General features: G+C 72.8%; 15 protein-coding genes. 5 read left to right on the forward strand and 10 right to left on the reverse strand.

The features are described from left to right. Positions 1–23: 23 nt before the first annotated feature. The 6 genes from FCH28_RS32250 to FCH28_RS32275 form a co-directional block, all read right to left on the reverse strand. Positions 24–3557: a lipopolysaccharide biosynthesis protein gene (locus tag FCH28_RS32250; protein ID WP_425472049.1), complete on the reverse strand. Its 3534-nt coding sequence runs from the start codon at positions 3555–3557 to the stop codon at positions 24–26. A gap of 43 nt (positions 3558–3600) precedes the next feature. After that, a complete protein-coding gene (locus tag FCH28_RS32255; RefSeq protein ID WP_136743750.1) occupies positions 3601–4404 on the reverse strand; it encodes a polysaccharide deacetylase family protein in 804 nt (267 codons plus the stop codon). Further along, on the reverse strand, positions 4401–5447 hold the full coding sequence (locus FCH28_RS32260) for a glycosyltransferase family 2 protein (RefSeq protein ID WP_136743751.1): 1047 nt from the start codon (positions 5445–5447) through the stop codon (positions 4401–4403). The genes FCH28_RS32255 and FCH28_RS32260 overlap by 4 nt, the downstream gene beginning before the upstream one ends. Continuing rightward, on the reverse strand, positions 5444–6292 hold the full coding sequence (locus FCH28_RS32265) for a glycosyltransferase family 2 protein (protein ID WP_136743752.1): 849 nt from the start codon (positions 6290–6292) through the stop codon (positions 5444–5446). The genes FCH28_RS32260 and FCH28_RS32265 overlap by 4 nt, the downstream gene beginning before the upstream one ends. Positions 6293–6704: 412 nt before the next feature. After that, positions 6705–7814: a GNAT family N-acetyltransferase gene (locus FCH28_RS32270; RefSeq protein WP_136743753.1), complete on the reverse strand. Its 1110-nt coding sequence runs from the start codon at positions 7812–7814 to the stop codon at positions 6705–6707. A 1-nt stretch (position 7815) separates the two neighbouring features. Further along, positions 7816–8241 (reverse strand): hypothetical protein, encoded by a 426-nt coding sequence (locus FCH28_RS32275; protein ID WP_246103425.1) that lies wholly within the window; start codon positions 8239–8241, stop codon positions 7816–7818. Positions 8242–8452: 211 nt separating this feature from the next. Here FCH28_RS32275 and FCH28_RS32280 point away from each other — a divergent pair, with 211 nt between their 5' ends. Next, entirely contained in the window at positions 8453–9160 is a 708-nt protein-coding gene (locus FCH28_RS32280) for a YoaK family protein (RefSeq protein WP_136743754.1), read from the forward strand. Between the two features lie 31 nt (positions 9161–9191). On the opposite strand, the gene FCH28_RS32285 is transcribed toward FCH28_RS32280, so the two are convergent. Then, positions 9192–10439: a S8 family peptidase gene (locus tag FCH28_RS32285; RefSeq protein ID WP_136743755.1), complete on the reverse strand. Its 1248-nt coding sequence runs from the start codon at positions 10437–10439 to the stop codon at positions 9192–9194. Between the two features lie 320 nt (positions 10440–10759). On the opposite strand from FCH28_RS32285, the gene FCH28_RS32290 reads away from it, so the two are divergent. Next, entirely contained in the window at positions 10760–11566 is an 807-nt protein-coding gene (locus tag FCH28_RS32290; RefSeq protein ID WP_136743756.1) for an SGNH/GDSL hydrolase family protein, read from the forward strand. Between the two features lie 281 nt (positions 11567–11847). Then, positions 11848–12111, forward strand: coding sequence for a hypothetical protein (locus FCH28_RS32295; RefSeq protein ID WP_136743757.1), 264 nt, complete (start codon positions 11848–11850; stop codon positions 12109–12111). A gap of 100 nt (positions 12112–12211) precedes the next feature. Here FCH28_RS32295 and FCH28_RS32300 read toward each other — a convergent pair whose 3' ends face one another. The 3 genes from FCH28_RS32300 to hmgA all read right to left on the reverse strand — a co-directional run bounded on the left by FCH28_RS32300 (position 12212) and on the right by hmgA (position 15907). After that, the gene (locus tag FCH28_RS32300) at positions 12212–13459 is read right to left on the reverse strand and encodes a type ISP restriction/modification enzyme (RefSeq protein ID WP_136743758.1); all 1248 of its coding nucleotides are present in this window, start codon (positions 13457–13459) and stop codon (positions 12212–12214) included. A 323-nt stretch (positions 13460–13782) separates the two neighbouring features. Continuing rightward, positions 13783–14529: a GntR family transcriptional regulator gene (locus FCH28_RS32305; protein ID WP_136743759.1), complete on the reverse strand. Its 747-nt coding sequence runs from the start codon at positions 14527–14529 to the stop codon at positions 13783–13785. A 43-nt stretch (positions 14530–14572) separates the two neighbouring features. Further along, on the reverse strand, positions 14573–15907 hold the full coding sequence (gene hmgA / locus FCH28_RS32310; protein ID WP_136743760.1) for a homogentisate 1,2-dioxygenase: 1335 nt from the start codon (positions 15905–15907) through the stop codon (positions 14573–14575). 135 nt (positions 15908–16042) lie between these two features. Between hmgA and FCH28_RS32315 the strand changes: the two genes are divergently transcribed. Next, entirely contained in the window at positions 16043–16753 is a 711-nt protein-coding gene (locus FCH28_RS32315) for a TetR/AcrR family transcriptional regulator (protein WP_246103426.1), read from the forward strand. 127 nt (positions 16754–16880) lie between these two features. Continuing rightward, on the forward strand, positions 16881–19115 hold the full coding sequence (locus tag FCH28_RS32320) for a molybdopterin-dependent oxidoreductase (protein ID WP_136743762.1): 2235 nt from the start codon (positions 16881–16883) through the stop codon (positions 19113–19115). The last annotated feature ends 123 nt before the right edge of the window (positions 19116–19238 follow it).

Genomic DNA, 19238 nt, shown 5'->3' on the forward strand with positions numbered 1-19238 from the left:
GAAGCCGAGTTCCGGGGCGCCCGTCACGACATCGTCGTGAAGCGATGTATCAGGGACGCCAGGAAGACGAGCAACGGCGGGACCGCCAGCCAGAAGGTGCCGCGCAGCCGGCGTTGCCGGCGCGGGCCGGGCGGGCCGGCCACCCGCAGTGCCTCGCGCGCCGCCAGCACCAGCATCGCCGCGAGCGCCGCCAGCGCGCCGGTCACCGACCAGGGTGTCCACGTCACCTGCGGCCCGGCCGGGCCGGGACGCGGCGCCGGTACCTCGCCCGCCGGTGGCCGGGCCGCCTCGTACACCGCCGCGTGCTCATTGGACAGCACCCGCCGCAGCTCGGGCCGCCCGTCCAGGGCCGTGCGCAGCCGTTGCTCCCAGTGGTTCCCGTAGCCGGCGTCCAGCCGGAGCGACTCCGACTGCCCGTGGTTGACGATGAGGTACGACCGCGGCCCGGCGTTCCGCAGGGCCGTGACGACGGGGGTGACCAGCGCCGGTTTCCGGGGCGCGAGGACCGGCTCGTACCGCACCCGTTCCATGTCCTCGGCGCCCCAGGGCAGCGCCGGGGTGACACTCTCGACGGGGTCGTCGGTCAGCCACAGCAGCCGGACCGTCGGCCGGTCATGGGCGTAGACGTACTCCATCGCCGCGACCTCGCCCGGCCGTACCCGCTCGAAGGGCTCGTTGCCCCAGCGGGCGACGAGGAAGCCGAAGGCCAGGAACATGCCCGCGAGCAGCGCCGCGAGCGGGCCGAGCCCCGGCCGTCGGCGCGCGCTCGCGGCGCCGGGGGTGCGGCTGCCGCCGACGCGCGGGAAGAGTGCCAGCGCCGCCAGCACGCAGGCGCCGGGCAGCGCGAAGAGGAAGACGCGGAGCGCCATTTCGCCGCCGTAGGACTGCATGCCGAGGGCAAGGAAGGGGACGAAGGTCAGGGCCAGCAGGGGGCGTTCGGTGAAGCCGGCCGCTCGCCGGCGCAGTACGCCCCAGCAGGCCAGTGCCAGCACCGCACCCGCCAGCGCCACCCGGGTGTAGAGGACCAGTTGGTGGGTGCCGTCGCCGCCGATCCGGTCCGTCACGGAGGAGGAGACATTGCCGCCGAGGCCGCCGAGACCGCCGAACAGCTCGTCGAAGTGACCCGACCAGTACGGTTCGGCCAGAAAACCGACCCACGACGCCACCATGACGGCCAGCAGCAGCGGCAGGCCGCGCAGGGTGCAGCGGCGGACCAGCACCAGGGCCGCGAGGACGCCGAGCATCACGAAGGGGGTCAGCTGGTGGGCCGCCACGGACGCGGCGAACAGGGCGATCAGCACGCCCAGCAGGAGCGCGAGCCGGCCGCGGTCGGCGGCGGGCGCCGTCTCCCGGAACCACACCAGCACGATCGCCACGAAGGCGAGATAGAGGAGATAGGTGAAGCCCTGGGGTGAGAAGTAGTCCTGTCCCACCCAGCCGCACAGGGCGAACAGCCAGACCGCGCACCACTTCGCCCGCCAGCCCGCCCGTATCGCCCTCAGCAGGAGGAACAGCGGTGGCAGGCAGAGCAGTTGGAGGACCAGCGGCCACCAGCGCAGTACCTCGGTGAAGTCGGTGATCCCGCATGCCCCGGCGACGAACCGGGCTGCCGCGAAGAACCCCGGCCAGCTCCAGCGCGCGTCCAGGTCCGGCACCGCGGAGCCGGTTCTGCCGAGGTAGTCGAGGAAGCCCAGGTGCTGCCAGGCGGTCGGGAAGCGCGGCTCGGTCTCCAGAAGGGCGGGCAGCGTGTGCAGGGCCGCCACCGTCAGCAGGAGGGTGGCGGTCAGCAGGGCGCGTCGCGGCCGGGGCAGCGCGAGGGCGCAGCCGAACGCGGTGACCAGCAGGGCCACTCCGGTGAGGGTCGCCGCGGGCAGCACGGAGATCAGTCCGAGGCCGGTCATCCGGTCGAGGTCGGCGTCGTCCATCCCGCGCAGCGGCAGCCAGACCAGGGCAAGCGCGGCGGCCAGCAGGACCCAGACCGCGGGCTCGACGTGGTGGGGGAGTACGGCGCGGGGCGCCGGCGCGGCGCGCGGGGCCTCCCGGCGCGGTGCGGCGGCCGCCACACGGGGGCCCGCCCCGTACGCCCCGACCCCGTCCCCCAGACCCCTGTCCCTCAGGCCTCCGTCCCCGAGATCCCCGTCCCCCAGGTCCCCGTACACCGCCAGATCGGCCAGGTCGCCGTCCGGGGCCAGGCTGCCCCGCGGGATCCGGGCCAGCGGTGCGTACGGATGGCCGCGCAGCACCCGGCGGAGGCGGCCGGCGGCGATCCAGACGACCGGCGTCAGGGCGCAGACCTCGGCGACGCCCGCGCCCGCCAGCCCCATGCGCGGCAGCAGCATCAGCGTCAGACCGAGCACCAGGGCGCACAACAGGCCCTGCATATAGGCGAGTCCGGTCGTGCGGCTCTGCGCGCGCAGCACCGCGAAGTAGACCTCCATGACGACCCGCAGCACCGCCCCCACCGCGAACCAGCGCAGCAGCGGCGTCGCCGCCTCCGCGTACCCCGGGCCGAAGACACCGAGCAGGTACGGCGCGAAGACGAAGAGGAAGAGGCAGGCGGGGAGCATGATGCGGGCCATCCGCAGCAGCGCGGCGCGGGTGTGCTGCGCCATCCGGGCCGGATCGTGCGCCCCCTCGACGGTCAGCGAGGCGCCCATGTTGACGGCGAGCAGATTGACGGTGCTGCCGATGGTGGCGGTGATGTAGAAGTAGGCGTTGTCCGACGCGCTGACCTGCGAGGCCACGAGTACCGGTACGAGATGGACGACGGCGAGCGAGAACAGGGACCCGGTGTAGTCGCCGGCCAGGAAGCGGCCGATCTCGCGCAGGGACGGCGGCCGGGCGGTCCGTTCCGTCGCCCGCGCGTGCCGGGGGACCAGCCGCCGGAACACCAGCCGGCCCAGGGGGATCACGGACGCCGCGATGGCCACGACCCAGGCGACGAACACCCCCGCCGTGGGAAGCGCGGCGGCGAACACCACCAGCAGCCCCAGCTTCGCCGCCGAGAAGAGAAGGTTGCCGACCGGCACCCACAGCGCGCTGCGCAGCCCGGTCAGTACCCCGTCCTGGAGGGTGAGCAGCGACCAGCCGACAACGGCCAGGACGAAGCCGAGGCCGCTCAGCGGGCCGTGCAGAAACCGGTAGGAGGGCCCCCACAGATCGAGGGTGAGCAGGAAGACGCTCGCGGCGACCGCCACGACGGCCGAACTGCCCGCGTAGGTACGGAAGACGAGCCGCCCGGTGCCGCGCCCGGCGACCGGCAGGAAGCGGGTCAGCGCACCGGTCAGGGTCAGCGCCGTGAGCCCCGCCAGCAGCTTCATCGCGGCGATGGCCGCCGAGCCCTGGCCGACCGCCGCCTCGGTGTAGTAGCGGGCCGCGACCAGCCAGAACGCGAGGCCGAGCAGCCCGGAGACACCGGTGTTCAGCATCAGCGCATAGGCGTTGCGGATCAGCGGACTCCGGGCACCCCGCGCCGGTCCGTCCGGCTCCTGGCCGCCGCCCTGCCGTTCCCGTGCCCTGCGCTCGCGCTCATCGGGCTGGGTGGTCGTGTCGGTCACGGGCTCCGCCGCCCTCCCCTCCGCCGAAGGCACGCCCGGGTGCTCAGCCCCCGGGCGCGCACAGCCGGACCGCTTGCCGCGCCCTGCGGACCACTGCGTACCCCTTGGTGAGCACCCGGTCCCCGGCGAAGGTCCGACCGATGCTCCGGCCCTCGACGATCCGCGCGAACTCGTCGGCCCCCATGCCCTGCCGCACCGTCAGCCGGGTCAGCGCGTACGGCCCCTGGCGGCGGTCCGCGAGCGCATTGCCCACCGCGAGCGCCTGCCGGAAGCCCAGCCCGCGCACCATCCGCCGTACCCGCCGGCTGGAATGGCCATACGGATACGCGAAGGACTCCGGCGCTGTCCCGGTCTCCTCGGCGATGATCTCCTTGCAGCGCAGCACCTCACGCCGCAGCCGCTCGTCCCCGAGCGAGTCCAGCTGCGGATGGCGGTGGCTGTGCCCGCCGATCTCCACACCGGCCGCGGCCAGTTGCCGCACCTGGTCCCAGCCGAGCATGGTGTCCGGGGTGCCCCCGGTGGCGTACCGGCCACGCAGCCAGCCCGTCGCGACGAAGAGGGTGGCGGGGAAACCGTGCACGGTCAACGCCGCCAGCGCATGCCGGTGGACGCCTTCGTAGCCGTCGTCGAAGGTGATCAGCACCGGTCTGGCCGGCAGCGGGCCGCCGCGCCGCCAGGCCGCGGCGAGTGCGGCGGTGGTCAGCGGGGTGAAGCCGCGGTCGGCCAGCACCGCGAGCTGTTCCGCGAAGGCCGCGGGCGTCACGGACAGCCTCCGTACGGCGGGTGCCGGCGTCGCGGTCACCGCGTGGTACATCAGAACCGGCACCGGACGGCCGCCCCCGGTCATGCCGCCGCCTCCTCGACTTCCGTCCAATGTCCCTCAACTCGCCTAGGCAACAAGACAGTTGAATGCCGACGCGCCTGAGTCCTGCCCCGGACATAGCCACCGGCCGCGCAGGCCAACCCCGCCACGATCGCCCCGGCCCTTCCCGCGCCGCCCGGTCGCAGCAGCAGCGCGTCACGCACCCCGCGCAGCACACCCGCCGGCAGCACCCGGGTCGCGTAGCGCCGCTCCGTCGCCAGGCCGTCCCGCGCGCCGACGCTCCGCGCCACCAGCGCCTTGGACAGCCCCTCCGCGTACGTCCGGCGGCGGAAGTAGCCGAAGCGCCGGCGCGCCGCCGGGACCCGGTGGTGGATGACCGACCGGTCGTCGATCAGCAGCACCGCCTGCGGCATCGCCCGGACGATCCGGATGCACAGTTCGGTCTCCTCGCCGCCCAGCGGCCGCCGGTCGCCGCCCCGTCCGATGCCGTGCGCGAACCCTCCCGCCACGTCGAACACCACCCTGCGGAACGAGGCGTTGCCGCCCAGCACGTTGCGGACCCGGACCTTCCCCGGCGGCAGGCCCCGGTACGTACAGCCCACCACCCAGTCGAACTCGGCGGGGAACCACACCGGCCTGCGGCCCGACACCCACACCGGTTCCGTGCGCCCGCCGACCGCCATCACCGCCGGGTCCGCATAGCCCTCGGCGAAGTACCGCAGCCAGTCCCGCTCGGCCACCGCATCGTCGTCGAGAAAGGCGATGATCTCGCCGCTCGCGGCCGCGATACCGGTGTTGCGGCCGGCGGACAGCCCTCGCGGCCCCGAATTGGCCATGATGCGGAGGGGAGTCGAGGGGCGTGCGGCCGGCCCAGAGCGGCCCCGGCCTCCGGTCCTGCTCGCGAAGTGGGTGCGCAGCCGGCCGAGCAGCGCCGGATGGTGGTCCACCACGAGCAGCAGTTCATGGGCGGGGTGGGACTGGCCGTCCACGGAGGCGACCGCGTCCAGGATGTCGGCCCAGCGGTCCTCGGTGTGGACGCAGACGACCACGGAGATCCGGCGGCTCACAGCGCTTCTCCGGTGATCAGCGCCGGCCGGGGCGTCCGCTTCCGTCTGCCGCCGCGCTCGCGCAGGATCACCTTCAGTACGCGTATCCCGTCGCGGACCGCCCGCAGATTGCTGACGCCGTGGATGCGCAGGTACTCGTGGCTGGGGATCTCCTGCACTCGCAGGCCGGCCTTGACCACCCGGATGTTCATCAGCGTCTCGACCTCGAACCCGGCGCAGTCCAGGGCGATCTCGTCCAGACAGCGCCGCCAGAAGGCGTTGTAGCCGTAGCAGAGATCCGTGTAGCGGGCGCCGAACTTGGCGTTGACGAGGGCGGTCAGCACCCGGTTGCCGAGCTTGCGCACCGGCGTCATGTCGTCCGTGCCGCCGCCGTTGGCGAAGCGGGAGCCCTTGGCGAAGTCGGCCCCGGCGACCAGCGCCGAGACATAGCTGACGATCTCGTTTCCGTCGGCCGACCCGTCGGCGTCGACCATCACGATGATGTCGCCGGTGCAGACCGCGAAACCGGTGATCAGCGCGTCGCCCTTGCCCTGGCCGCGCTGCTGGACGACCGTGACGTCCGGCCGTAACGCACGGGCGGTACGGACGGTGTCGTCGGTGGAGTTGCCGTCGACCAGCACCACTTCATGAATCCAGTCCGGCAGCGTCTTGAAGACGTACGGGAGATTGGCCGCCTCGTTCATCGCGGGGATCACGACGCTGACGGGCGGAGCGATGGCCAGGTGCGAGGAGACGGGCCGGTAGACGCGTCGGTCGGACGGTGGCGGCGTCGGCTGCGGCTCGGTCACGCGGGGTTCGGTCGGGTGCGGCTCGGTCGCGTCGGCAGGGCGGAGGAACGAGCTCATGGGTGGGTTCCCTCCCGGTCCGGTGGACCGCCCGCCCCCGGGCGGTCCGGCTGTGTGTCCGGTCGAAAGGGGGGTTCACACCGTGCTCAGGACGACGGGACCGCCGTGCGAACAGGGTGAGCTGGCATACGTGGTTCCGGCCGCGCGGGACCCCCCACCGCGCTTCGCACGGACCGTTCACCGTGTCGCCCGGTCCCTGCCCAGGAGCGGCTTGACGATGATCGTCCCGATGCGAGTGGATCTGCGACGGTATTGATGCATGCGACTTTATGGCAAGATCTCGGGCCGCAAATCCTCTTTGGTGGAATTGGCCTGTACGGAGCGAAGTGCGGGGTGATGTACGTGATGACGGGCGTGCCGCCGCGCGCCCTCCTTCACGCCCTTCGCGCGCCGGGCTGTACGGCCCCGCGCCTCACCGTGCCGTGCCCGAGCGGCCCGACCGGATGCCGCCCATGTGATGGAGCAGCCGGCTCGCCCGCCTGCGCAGCTCCGGGCGGGCCAGTACGGCATCCCGCAACGCCCGTACCGGAGCCCGCCGCGCCCAGTGACCCAGTGCCACGGGATGCGGGCGCATCACCCAGCCCTCCGCCACCCGGAGTTCCCGGGTCTTGAGGGAGTCCTTGTACCGGGCGTCGCCGCGCCCCAGATCGAAGTACGCCATCGAGGCCGCGGCCGCCGCCTCGGCCATCCGCAGATGCAGCACCAGGCCCGGCGAGTACTTCGCGTACTCCCGGTCGTACGCGGGGAACCAGGAGCACAGCACGGACCCCGAGCGCGGCCCGAAGTGCGCCGCGACCGGCCGCTCGCCGGCGTACAGCACCGACAGCAGGCCCGCGAAGGAGTCGTTGCGGGTGTGGAAGAGCTCCCGGACGAGCCGCACGATCCAGTCGTGCGCGAAGCGGTCGCTGCGCCCCGTCCTGCGGTACTGCGCGGACTTCCAGCGGATGAGCGTGCGCAGCGCCGCCGGATCGCGCTCGTCGTGGACATAGCGCAGCGGCCCGACTGCGCGGCCGAGCCTGCGCCCCCGGGAGAGGGTGGTCCGGACGAACGTCGGGGACTTCGCGCGGAGTCGCTCCAGATAGTCCTCGAACCCCTGGTCCAGATCGATGACGGGAGAGGGATGGGGCCTCAACGTCCCGTTCTCGAAAGGGTGTTGACCCGCCACCAGATGATCGAAGTCCAGCACCGACAGTCCGCAGGCGTGCAGCAGCTCCCCGGCGTCCCACCGGAACCCCGGCCGGTGCACCAGCCCCTGCGCATCCGAGACGCCGAGGCCGATCGCCCGGCCCACGCCGAGCGCCGACCGCTGGAACGGCAGAAACGCCGCCGGCCGCCCGTCTTCCCGGAACACCGCGATCCGCACCCCGCCGCGGCACCGGCCGACGGCCAGCGCGAACTCGGGGGAGAGGAACGGGTTCGCCAGATGCGGTGCGCCCAGTGCCGGCGCCGCACTCTGGAGGGCGGTCCAGGCGGCCCGGTCGGCGGCGGTCAGCTCGTCGGGGTGCAGCACCGCGATGTCCACGTCAGGCCGCCCGGTCCGCGGTGCCGCGCGATGCCCTCCTGCGGGCCGCCGTCATCATCAGCACGGCACCGGTGAGCACCGCCACGGTCGCCACCCCGCCGCGGACCGACCACATGTGCAGCGCCAGCATGGCCTGCGCCACCAGCAGATCGACGGCCAGCGCCCCGGCCGCCGCGACGACGGCGCGGCCGAGCGGATCCATCGTGCCGAGCGCCCGGCCGATCGCCAGGGCCGGCGCCACGAGGAGGACGAAGAGGACGCACGGCGCGCGCAGCGGCGAGTCGATATCGACCAGCGTCAGCACCAGCCCCAGCGCGGCGATGCCGAACCCGGCGACGGTCAGGGGCGCTGCCGGGCGGCTCGGCGGCGGGGCGTCCGGCAGCGGCATGCCCACCGGACCGTCCCGGTTGATGGTCTTGGTCTGCATTGGCAGCCTTGCCTCCCATAAGCGTCGGATGCCGGGGTTCAATGTCACGCGGTGTTCCGACACCCGTCAAGACGGTGCGGCGGGAGCGGCCGGGGTGGCGCGAGCCGCAGCGGGGGCGCCCACGGTCGGCGCAATGGCGGCACCGCGGACCGGGCGTCCGGAGACTGGGCGGCGACGCGAGGTGAGGAGCCGGGAGGAAGGAGCCGCGTCCGTGGAGCCGCCGAGCGGAACCGCCCTGACCGCGATCCTGCTGTGTCTGACCGTGACCACCGGTGTGCTCGACGCGGTCAGCTTCCTGACGCTTGGTCAGGTGTTTGCCGCGATGCAGACCGGCAATCTGCTCTTCCTCGGCTTCGGCATCGCGGGGCAGGGCGGCCTGCAGGTGGCCTTGACCGCCGTCTCGCTCGGCGCCTTCGCCCTGGGCGCGGTCCTCGGCGCCCGGCTGGAGTCGAGCCTGTACGCGCGGCAGCACTGGTGGTTCCCGTACGGGCTGCTGGCGGAGGCGGTGCTGCTGGCCGGTGCGGCCGCGGCCGCGTCGGGGGCCGGACCGTCGCCCGGTCTGCCGCTCGGCCGGCGCTGCGTCGTCATCGGCCTGATGGCGGTGGCGATGGGCTTGCGGAACGTCACCGCCCTGCGGGTCGCCGCCCCCGGTCTCACCACCACCGTGCAGACCCGGGTGATCACGTCCCTGGCCGGCGGCTCGGCGCTGGGGCACGACAGCAGACTGGGCTACGGCGGGCACGCCGTGGGCCGCCGGCTGGCCTCGGTCGGCGCGCTGCTCGCCGGTGGCCTGCTCGGCGCCGGGCTGCTGGGCCTGGGGACCCGGCCGACGCTGGTGCTGCTGCTGGCGGCGGCGTTCATCGCGGCCACCGCACTGGTGGTGCCCGCCCTGGCCCGCCGTCAGAACACCGTGGGCTGACCGGTCCCCCTGGCGGGACCGGTCGCCGCACTTACGGGACGATCTTCAGGAGCTTGTCGGGCGAGCCGGCGCCGGCGTCGGTGACGGCTCCGGAGGTGGCGCCGTCCGTGAGGGCCGTGGCGACCTGTGCCGGGGTGGCGGACGGGTGCCCGGCGAGATAGACCGCGACGGCGCCGGTCACATGCGGGGTGGCCATCGAGGTGCCGGAGATGGTCTTGGTGGCCTTGTCGGTGGTCTTCCAGGCGCTGGTGATGCCGCTGCCCGGCGCGAAGAGGTCCAGCCGGGAGCCGTAGTTGGAGTAGCCGGCACGCGCGTCGTCGGAGGCGGTCGCGCCGACCGTGAGGGCCTCGGGGACGCGCGCGGGGGAGAAGCCCTGTGCGTCCGTCCCCGAATTGCCGGCGGCGACGGCGTAGGTCACCCCGCTCCTGATGGAGTTCTGCACGGCCGTGTCCAGGGCGGCGTCGGCGCTGCCGCCCAGCGACATGTTCGCCACCGAGGGCCCGCTGTGGTTCTTGGTGACCCAGTCGATGCCCGCGACGACCTGGGCGGTGGTCCCGGAACCGGAGTTGTTCAGCACCCGCACCGCGACGATCTTCGCCTTCTTGGCGACGCCGTAGGCGGTGCCGGCCGCCGTCCCCGCGACATGGGTGCCGTGGCCGTTGCCGTCCTGCGCGGTGCTGTCGTCGTCCACGGCGTCGTAGCCGTACGTCGCCCGCCCGCCGAAGTCCTGGTGGGTGATGCGTACGCCGGTGTCGATGACGTAGACGGTGGCGCCGGAGCCGGCGGTGTCCGGGTAGCTGTACTTCTGGTCGAGCGGCAGCTGTGCCTGGTCGATCCGGTCCAGGCCCCAGGACGGCGGGTTGGTCTGGGTGCCCAGGGCGTGCACCGTGCGGTCCTGGAAGACCCGGTCGACGGCCGGATCGGCGGCCAGCCGTCTCGCCTGGTCCGCGGAGAGCGCGGCGGAGTAGCCGTTGAGGGCGGCGGTGTAGGTCCGCCGCACCGTGCCGCCGTACGCGGATATCACGCTTCTGCCGTCCGCCGACGCGGCCTTGAGGCCGCTGCCGCGCTTGAGCGTGACGATGTAGCTGCCGTGCACCGCGTTTGCCGCGCCGGCTCCGACGACGGTGCCCTCGGCGGGCGCGGCGTGGGCGGACGCGGCAAGGGGGACAAGGCCGGCGAGGGTGCCGAGGGTGGCTGCCGCGGCGAGTGCGGCGGTGATCCGCGGCGTCGCCGAACGCCTCGGGGTGGTACGCGGGGTGGTGGAACGCATCACTGCCATCGCGAGGTGGTCCTCCTCATCGGTGGAGCGCCGTGGTGCGCGCGCCAAAGGGGGGAAGTGGCGTACGGGTCGTACGCAACGGGCGTTACGGGGGATTCCGTTGACCGCCCGTCAAAAGATTCGGGGAGCCGCCACCGCGCGACAAGGTTTCCGACGGGATGTCATATGCACGTCACGGGCAGGCAATGCCAGGAACGTGAAGATCTGTACGCATCGGTGGATTTGCCGTGAAGTCTCCACCAGTTTTGGCATGGACACTTCCAGCTACTGACGAGTTTTGCTACGACGGATGAGGCAGAGGTCCTGCTATGGGAGGTTCCATGAAACTGTCCCGTTTTGCGGCCATCACATCCGCTTTCTCCCTCACCTCGGTGCTCGCGCTCACCGGCGCGAGCGCCGCCGCATCCCCCCAACTCACCGAAGCCACCGGCTATGTGGCCCTCGGCGACTCCTACTCCTCAGGCGTCGGCGCCGGCAGCTACGACAGCTCCAGCGGCTCCTGCAAGCGCAGCACCAAGGCCTATCCGATGCTCTGGAAGGCCGCGAACACCCCCTCCTCCTTCTCCTTCACCGCCTGTTCCGGAGCCCGTACGGGTGACGTCCTCAACGGACAACTCGGCCCCCTCGGCAGCTCCACGGGCCTGGTGAGCATCACCATCGGCGGCAACGACGCCGGATTCGCCGACACCATGACGACCTGTGCGCTGCAGGGAGAGAGCGCATGCCTGGCGCGGGTCGCCGAGGCGGTCGAGTACGTCGACACCGTGCTGCCCGGCAAGCTCGACACCGTCTACAGCGCGATCTCCGCCAAGGCCCCGGCCGCGCACGTCGTCGTCCTGGGCTATCCGCGCTTCTACAAACTCGGCGGCAGCTGTGCGGCCGGCCTCTCCGAGAAGTCCCGTGCCGCGATCAACGGCGCCGCCGACGAGATCAACGGCGTCACCGCCAAGCGTGCCGCCGACCACGGCTTCACCTTCGCCGACGTCAACACCACCTTCGCCGGCCATGAACTGTGCTCGGGCTCCCCCTGGCTGCACAGCGTGACCTTCCCCATCGAGAACTCCTACCACCCCACCGCCGCCGGCCAGTCCGGCGGCTATCTCCCGGTGTTCGACTCCGCTGCGTAATTCGCCACACTCCCGGCGCCGTGGAGGGGCCGCGACCCGGACCCTCCCGGCGCCGTCCGCCGGCCCGTCAGGCGCCCACCAGGCGCCCGCGAAACCGCCCGTTTCCGGCCCGACGGTCGCTCAACTCGCCCTGGTCTACGCCGTGTACGCGATGTTCCGTATGGTGTTCGACAACATCAAGGCGAGGCAGGTGAATCCGTTGACCGGTCTGCACGCGTGTCCTCCAAGAGAGATAGGGTTACCCTGCCCGGGCCGGGTGCCCTCGTAGGGTGGGGAGAGTCATGGAACAGATAACAGTGCGCAGCAGGGCGAGAGTCCCTGCGATCAACTGCGGAAGCAGCGCCTCCAGTGCGCGTCTGGAGCGTCATCTCGCGGTGCTGGGCGGTCCCGCCGTCCCACAGCGCGAGGTGGAGGGCGCGACCTCGCTCATGCAGGAACTGACCGCTCGTGACCACTCGCGTACGAGGAAGAGCCGCGGCGCCCGGGTGTCGCTGTTCGCGCCGCTGCGCAGGCTGCGGCGTTCGCTCTTCGGAGGCCACGGCTGACAGCAGGAGTCCCTGCCCCCAAGGCCCGGGCCCGACTCTCTCGCCACCCGTCCTTTGCGGCGGGTGGTTTCCTGCGTTCGGGAGGGGAACGCGCGCAGCCTCACAGCAGCACGAACTGCCCCTCGGGACCCTCCTCGTGATGGTCGAGGACGGACGCCGGGCGGCGTGCGGCGGCCGGGGCCGGCACGATGCCCGCCGCGCGCAGTTCGACCCTCCCGATCGCCGGCCCGTCGGCCGTCCGCTGCCGCAACTCCTCGCCCCGCGGCGCCAGTTCGGCCAGCAACGCCAGTACGGTGATCAGCTCCAGCAGCTCCGACGTCCACTCCTGCGGCCAGGACGTGGGACGCAGCGCCGCCAGCGAACCGGGCTCCGGCGGCTCCGTTTCCGCACCGCCGCCGGTCCGCTGTGCGAACCACTCTTCCAGGACGCGTACCCCGCCCGCGTGGAACTCCCAGGCGCCCGGCGGCACCGGCGAGATCCGGCCGCCGCCCAGCAGTAGCGCCTCGTCCTCCGGGTCGTAGCCGATGGTGTCCGGCAGCCCGCGGGCGGGGAGCGCCGCCCGTACGTAGGGGCGGCGGCCCCCCGGCATCCGCGGCCGCTCGCCGGCGCCCCCGCCGGGGGAGTACCCGCCATGGGTCTGCAGCCACAGCAGCCGCTCGCCGAGCGCGACACCGCTGTCCCAGACCGCCGGATCGGCGGTGAGCGGCACCGTGCAGCCGTCGGGGGAGTGGTGGGCGGCGGCCACGATCCAGGCGAGCACGTGCACCGGTTCCACCGGGCGGTCCAGGCGGCGGGCGAGGAGGCCGGACAGGCCCGGTGCGAGGTTCGGCTCGCAGCCGCCGGGCCGCCGGTAGAGCGGGCGGATCCGGCCGGGGCGGCCGGCCGGTGACCGCCCGTCGGGCAGCAGCGCGGAGCACACCACCGCGGGCCCCGGAACCTGCGGCAGCTGCCCGCACTCGACCGCGAACAGCTGCCGCCCGTCCGCCACCCGCCACAACTCCGGCCGCGCCGCGTCGATCAGCCGCTGGTCGGGCAGCAGCCACTGCCGGTCGAAGGGGCCGTGCAGCACCCGTACCGGCTCGGGGCACGGGCCGTCCGCACGGGCCAGCCGCCCGGTGGGCGTCGCCTGCCCCGGCAGCTGCCCGACGGCGGAGTGCAGGGTGCGGGCCCGGGACGGCCGGAACAGCCGCTCGCGCACCGCCGCGTCCTCGGCCGCCACCAGCGCGTTCCAGCGGGCGCGCAGGGCCGCCGGATCCGGCCCCATGACCCAGGAACGGCCGAGCCGCAGCGGCGCCACGGACCACGGCATCAGATCGGACAGCCGTGGCGCGTCCTGCTTCGCCGTCACGCGGAGCCCCTCCCGGACCGTTCGGTTGACCCCGGCATGGTAGTCGCTGCGCTTTGCGTGGACCGGCTTGGTTGCTCGCCGTTGTCGGCTGTCCGCTGCGCTTTGCCTGAGCCGCCTTGATTCCCGCCGTTTTCGCCTGTCCCGCCGTGGGGGTTTGCCGCCGTTGCGCCTGCGGCCTGTCCCCTCCCGTGGGTGGGTGGGTGGAGGAGGCGGTGGGGGCGGGCGTCGAGTGTCCAGTTCCCACACGAATCGCCCACTCGGCGCGCGTGATCGATGACGTGCGCCCAACGGGGCATCCGGGCCGGCTCAGCCCGAGCGCGGCGTCACGCGTCCAGGGTGACCGTGAAGGAGAACCGGTCGCCGCGGTAGTGGATCCTGGCGACGTCGACCGCCTGGCCGGTCTCGTCGTAGGAGATGCCCGTGTAGTGCAGGATCGGGCTGAGCAGCGGGATCTGGAGCAGGCCGGCGGTCTCCGGGTCCGCCAGCCGCGCCTCGACGGTGTCGGTGATCCGGCTGATGCGTACGCCCACCGCGTCCCGCAGCACCTTCGTCATCGGCCAGCGTTCCAGGTCCGCCGGGTCGATCCGGGCGGCGACGTCCGGCCGCACATAGTTGCGCGCGTGGTTCGTCGGCTCGCCCGTCTCCTCGTCGCTGCGCAGCCGCCGGAATCCGGCCACCTCCGCCAGGTCCGGGAAATACTCGGACAGTTCGGGCGGTACGGGCACGGTGTCGTGCTCCAGCAGCTCCGTGCTCATTCCGGACTGCTGGGCCACGATCGCGTCCACCGAACCGAGCAGCCGCACCGGCGCCGCGCGTTGCGCGCCCGGCTCGATGAACGTGCCCCGCCGCCGGTGCCGGCTGATCAGCCCCTCCGCCTCCAGTTCCTTGAGGGCCTGGCGCATGGTCAGCACGCTCACGCCGTAGTGCGCGGCGAGCGCGTCCTCGGTGGGCAGCCGCAGCGGCGCGTCGGGGGCGCGGCCCAGTATGGAGGCGCGCAGCGACTGCGAGACCTGGTACCACAGCGGCAGCTTGCGGTTCAGGGCGAGCGAGTCGGGAGCGAAGGTGGTCACAGAGCGTTCCCCGGTGTGCTGAGGGTGCAGGGCGGGCCCGGCGTCAAGGGCGGAAGTGGCGCTGGAGACCCTGCCACACGTCGTCGTAGCGGCGCTGGAGGTGTTCCGCATCGCGGGCCTGCTCGGTGAGCGTCAGCGGCCAGCGGGTCTCGAACATGAAGGCCAGACCGTCGTCGACCTTCTGCGGCTTCAGCTCGGCGGCGCTCGCCCGGTCGAACGTCTCCCGGTCGGGGCCGTGCGCCGACATCATGTTGTGCAGCGAGCTGCCGCCGGGCACGAAACCCCCCTTTCCGGCCGTCTTGGCGTCGTAGGCGCCCTCGATGAGCCCCATGTACTCGCTCATGACGTTTCGGTGGAAGTAGGGCGGGCGGAAGGTGTCCTCACCGACCAGCCAGCGCGGCGCGAAGACCACGAAGTCGACGCCCGCGAGACCCGGGGTGTCGGACGGGGAGGTCAGGACGGTGAAGATCGACGGGTCGGGGTGGTCGTAGCTGATCGACCCGATGACATTGAAGCGGTGCAGGTCGTAGACGTACGGGACGTGGTTGCCGTGCCAGGCGACGACATCCAGCGGCGAGTGGTCGTAGGTCGCCTTCCAGAGGTTGCCGCAGAACTTGTTGACGACCTCGAAGTCCCCCTCGACGTCCTCGTACGCGGCGACCGGGGCGAGGAAGTCCCGCGCGTTGGCCAGGCCGTTGGCGCCGATCGGCCCGAGGTCGGGCAGCTGGAAGGGCTGGCCGTAGTTCTCGCAGACATAGCCGCGGGCGTCCGCGTCCAGCAGCTCGACGCGGAAGCGGACGCCGCGCGGGATCAGCGCGACATGACCGGGCTCGGCGCGCAGCAGGCCCAGTTCCGTACGCAGCAGCAGCCCGCCGCGCTCCGGGACGATCAGCAGCTCGCCGTCCGCGTCGCTGAACACCCGCTGCGTCATGGAGGAGTTGGCGTAGTACAGGTGCACGGCCATACCGGTGCGCTGGGTGGCGTCGCCGTTGCCGCCCAGCGTCCACAGGCCGTCCAGGAAGTCGACCGGTCCGGTGGGCTCGGGGAGCGGGTTCCAGCGCAGCCGGTTGGGGTCGGGGACGCAGTCGGTGAACGGCGCCGAGCGGATCGCGCCCTGCTCGGCGCGGACGAACGGCGGGTGCGCGGCCGAGGGGCGGATGCGGTAGAGCCAGGAGCGGTGGTTGTGCCGGCGCGGCTCGGTGAACGCCGACCCGCTGAGCTGCTCCGCGTACAGCCCGAGGGGGGCGAGCTGGGGGGAGTTGCGGCCCACCGGGAGTGCGCCGGTGACGGCCTCCGAGCTGTGTTCGTTTCCGAAACCTGAGGAATAGGCGAGCCCCTCGGCCGTCTTCCTCGCCTGCTCGTTGCCCGTGCCTGCCATCGCGCGCTCCCGCCGCTCAAGGAATCCTATGCAAGACCTTAGGATTCCGGCCGGGGCGCGTCAACGATGCGGGTGGCTCGCGGAAGGGCGATCGTCGGGCTGCCCGCCGGGTCGGTCGGCGGGCAGGATGGACGGGTGCAGCCGACTCCCCAGCCCGCCCCGCGGCCCGCCCCGCACTCCGCCCCGCTCCGCCGCGTCCCCGTCCAGCAGCGCAGCGCCGACCGCCTCGCCCGCATCCTCGACGCCTGCGCCGAAGTGCTGGAGGAGACCGGATACGACGAGCTCAGCACCCGTGCGGTGGCCGGCCGCGCCGAGGTGCCGATCGGCTCCGTCTACCGCTTCTTCCCCAACAAAAGAGCCATGGCCGAGGCGCTGGCCCGGCGCAATCTCGACGCCTACGCGGACCGGATCACCGCCCGCCTGACCGCTCCGGACGAACCGGTGGCGTGGCGGCACGCGATGGATGTGGTCGTCGACGAATACCTGGCCATGAAGCGGACGGTGCCGGGCTTCGCCCTGGTGGAATTCACCGTCCCGGCTCCGCGCGAATCCCGGCAGGCCAACTACGTGGTCGCCGACCGGCTGCTCACGCTGCTGGCCGGACGGCTCGGCCTGGACACCGCCGACGAGCGGCTGCGCACCGCCTTCCTCGTCGGCGTCGAGACCGCGGACGCCCTGCTCCAGCTGGCCTTCCGTGCGGATCCGGCGGGCGATGCGGCCATCGTGGCCGAGACCAAGGTGCTGCTGCGGGCCTATCTGGCGCGGTATCTGGACGGGTCGGGGCCGGATCCGGACGTGCCGTCGACGGTGGCCGGGGCGGAGGCGCCCGGAGAGGCGGAGGGCTGACCGCGGTGCCCTCCTGACCTGCCGCTTCCGGCGGATTTCGGCCGTGGGGCTGCCATCATGCCTACCGGTCGGTATGGTCGGTCCCGCACGTGCATCCCACCACCGGCACCGTCCCCGGGAGGGACCGATGAGTCGTACCGCCCTGCGTATCTGCCCGCTCTGCGAGGCCACCTGCGGACTGAGCGTGACCCTGGACGGTGACCGGGTGACCGCGGTCCGCGGTGACCGCGACGACGTCTTCAGCAAGGGCTTCATCTGCCCCAAGGGCGTCGCCTTCGGTGAGCTGGACGCCGACCCCGACCGGCTGACCGGGCCCCTGGTCCGGCGCGACGGGGTGCTCCAGGAGGCCACCTGGGACGAGGCGTTCGCCGCGGTGCAGGCGGGGCTGCGGCCGGTGATCGAGGAGCATGGCGGCAATGCCGTGGGGGTGGTGCTCGGCAACCCCAATGTGCACACCGTCGCCGGCGCCCTCTACCCGCCCGTCCTGCTCGCCGGCCTGGGCTCCCGCAATGTCTTCAGCGCCTCGACCGTCGACCAGATGCCCAAGCATGTCTCCAGCGGACTGCTCTACGGCGACGCGCTGGCCATCCCCGTACCGGATCTGGACCGCACCGACCACCTCGTCGTCATCGGCGCCAACCCGCTGGACTCCAACGGCAGCCTGTGCACCGCCCCCGACTTCCCCGGCCGGATCAGGGCGCTGCGCCGCCGCGGCGGCCGGCTGACCGTCATCGACCCGCGGCGCACCCGTACCGCCAGGCTGGCCGACGAGCACCTCGCCGTCCGGCCCGGCACCGACGCGCTGCTGCTCTTCGCGATGGTGCGGGTCCTCTTCGAGGAGGGCCTGGTGGACCTGGGGGAGCGGGCCGCGCACCTGGGCCGGGCCGACGAGGTGGAGCGGCTGGCCGCCGACTTCACGCCCGAGGCGGTCGCGCCGCTGTGCGACGTGCCGGCGGACCGGATCCGGGGGCTGGCCCGCGAACTGGCCGCCGCCCCCACCGCCGCGGTCTACGGGCGGATCGGTTCGACCACCGTCGAGTTCGGCACCCTCACCAGCTGGCTGGTCGACGTGCTGAACATCCTCACCGGGAACTTCGACCGGCCCGGCGGCATCATGTTCCCGCTCTCCGCGACCGGCGCCGCGCCCCGCCCGGCCGGACCGGGACGCGGGTTCGCGCTCGGCCGCTGGCACAGCCGGGTCTCCGGTCACCCGGAGGCCAAGTCCGAACTGCCCATCGCCGCCCTGGCCGAGGAGATCGACACCCCCGGTGAGGGCCGCGTCCGGGCGGTCGTCGCGATCGCCGCTAACCCGGTGCTCTCGGTCCCGGACGGCGACCGGCTCGACGCCGCGTTCGCCTCCCTGGACTTCATGGTCAGCGTCGACCCCTATCTCAACGAGACCTCCCGGCACGCCGACGTCGTACTGCCGCCGCCCCCACCGTCCCGCAGCGCCCACTTCGACTTCGCCTTCAACGCGCTGGCCGTCCGCAACCAGGTCCGCTACAGCCGCCCCCTGCTGCCGCTCGCGGCCGGCACACAGAATCAGCCCGACGAGTGCGAGATCCACGCCCGGCTGATCCTGTGCGTCGGCGGCCAGGACGGCGCGGACCCCGGCCTGGTCGACACGATGGTGATCGACAGGACGCTCGGCAAGGCCGTCGCCGACCCGAACTCCCCGGTGTGCGGACGTCAACCGGCCGACCTGGCACGGGAGTTGAGCGGGCTCACCGGTGCCGAGCGGCGGCTGGACATGATGCTGCGCCTCGGCCCGTACGGCGAGGGCTTCGGCGCCGACCCCGAGGGGCTGACCCTCGACCGGCTGCTGGACCACCCGCACGGCATCGACCTCGGCCCGCTCGCGCCGCGCGTGCCGGGCGTCCTCAACACCCGCAGCGGCGTCGTCGAGCTGTGCCCGGAGCCGATCGCCGCCGAGGCGGCCCGGCTGCGCGGCCGGCTCGGCGCCGCCCCGGACGGGGTGCTGCTGGTCGGCCGCCGCCATCTGCGCTCCAACAACAGCTGGATGCACAACGTCCCGGCCCTGAGGGGCGGCAGCAACCGCTGCACGGTCCATGTGCACCCCGACGACGCCGCACGGCTGGGCCTGGCCGACGGCGGCCTGGCGCGGCTGAAGGGCGACGGAGGCGAGCTGGAGGTCCCGGTGGAGATCACCGACGCGGTACGCCCCGGCGTGGTGAGCCTGCCGCACGGCTGGGGCCACAACCGGCCCGGTGCCCGGCTGACGGTCGCCGCCGCCGACCCCGGCGTCAACGTCAACCAGCTCAACGCCGGCCGGCTACTCGACCCGCTCTCGGGCACCGCGGTGCTCAACGCACTGCCGGTACTGCTCACCCCCGTCCCCTGACATCCCGCGTTGACCTGGGGTTTTGCTCGTATTGCTCGCACGTCAAGGCCTTGTTAACAAAACTTTGACGGACCTAACGTCGCCTGAACCGCCACCCCCGGCAGATGTTCAAGGGCGAACGTG

The organism is Streptomyces piniterrae (genome assembly GCF_005048155.1).
GTDB classification, from domain to species: domain Bacteria; phylum Actinomycetota; class Actinomycetes; order Streptomycetales; family Streptomycetaceae; genus Streptomyces; species Streptomyces piniterrae.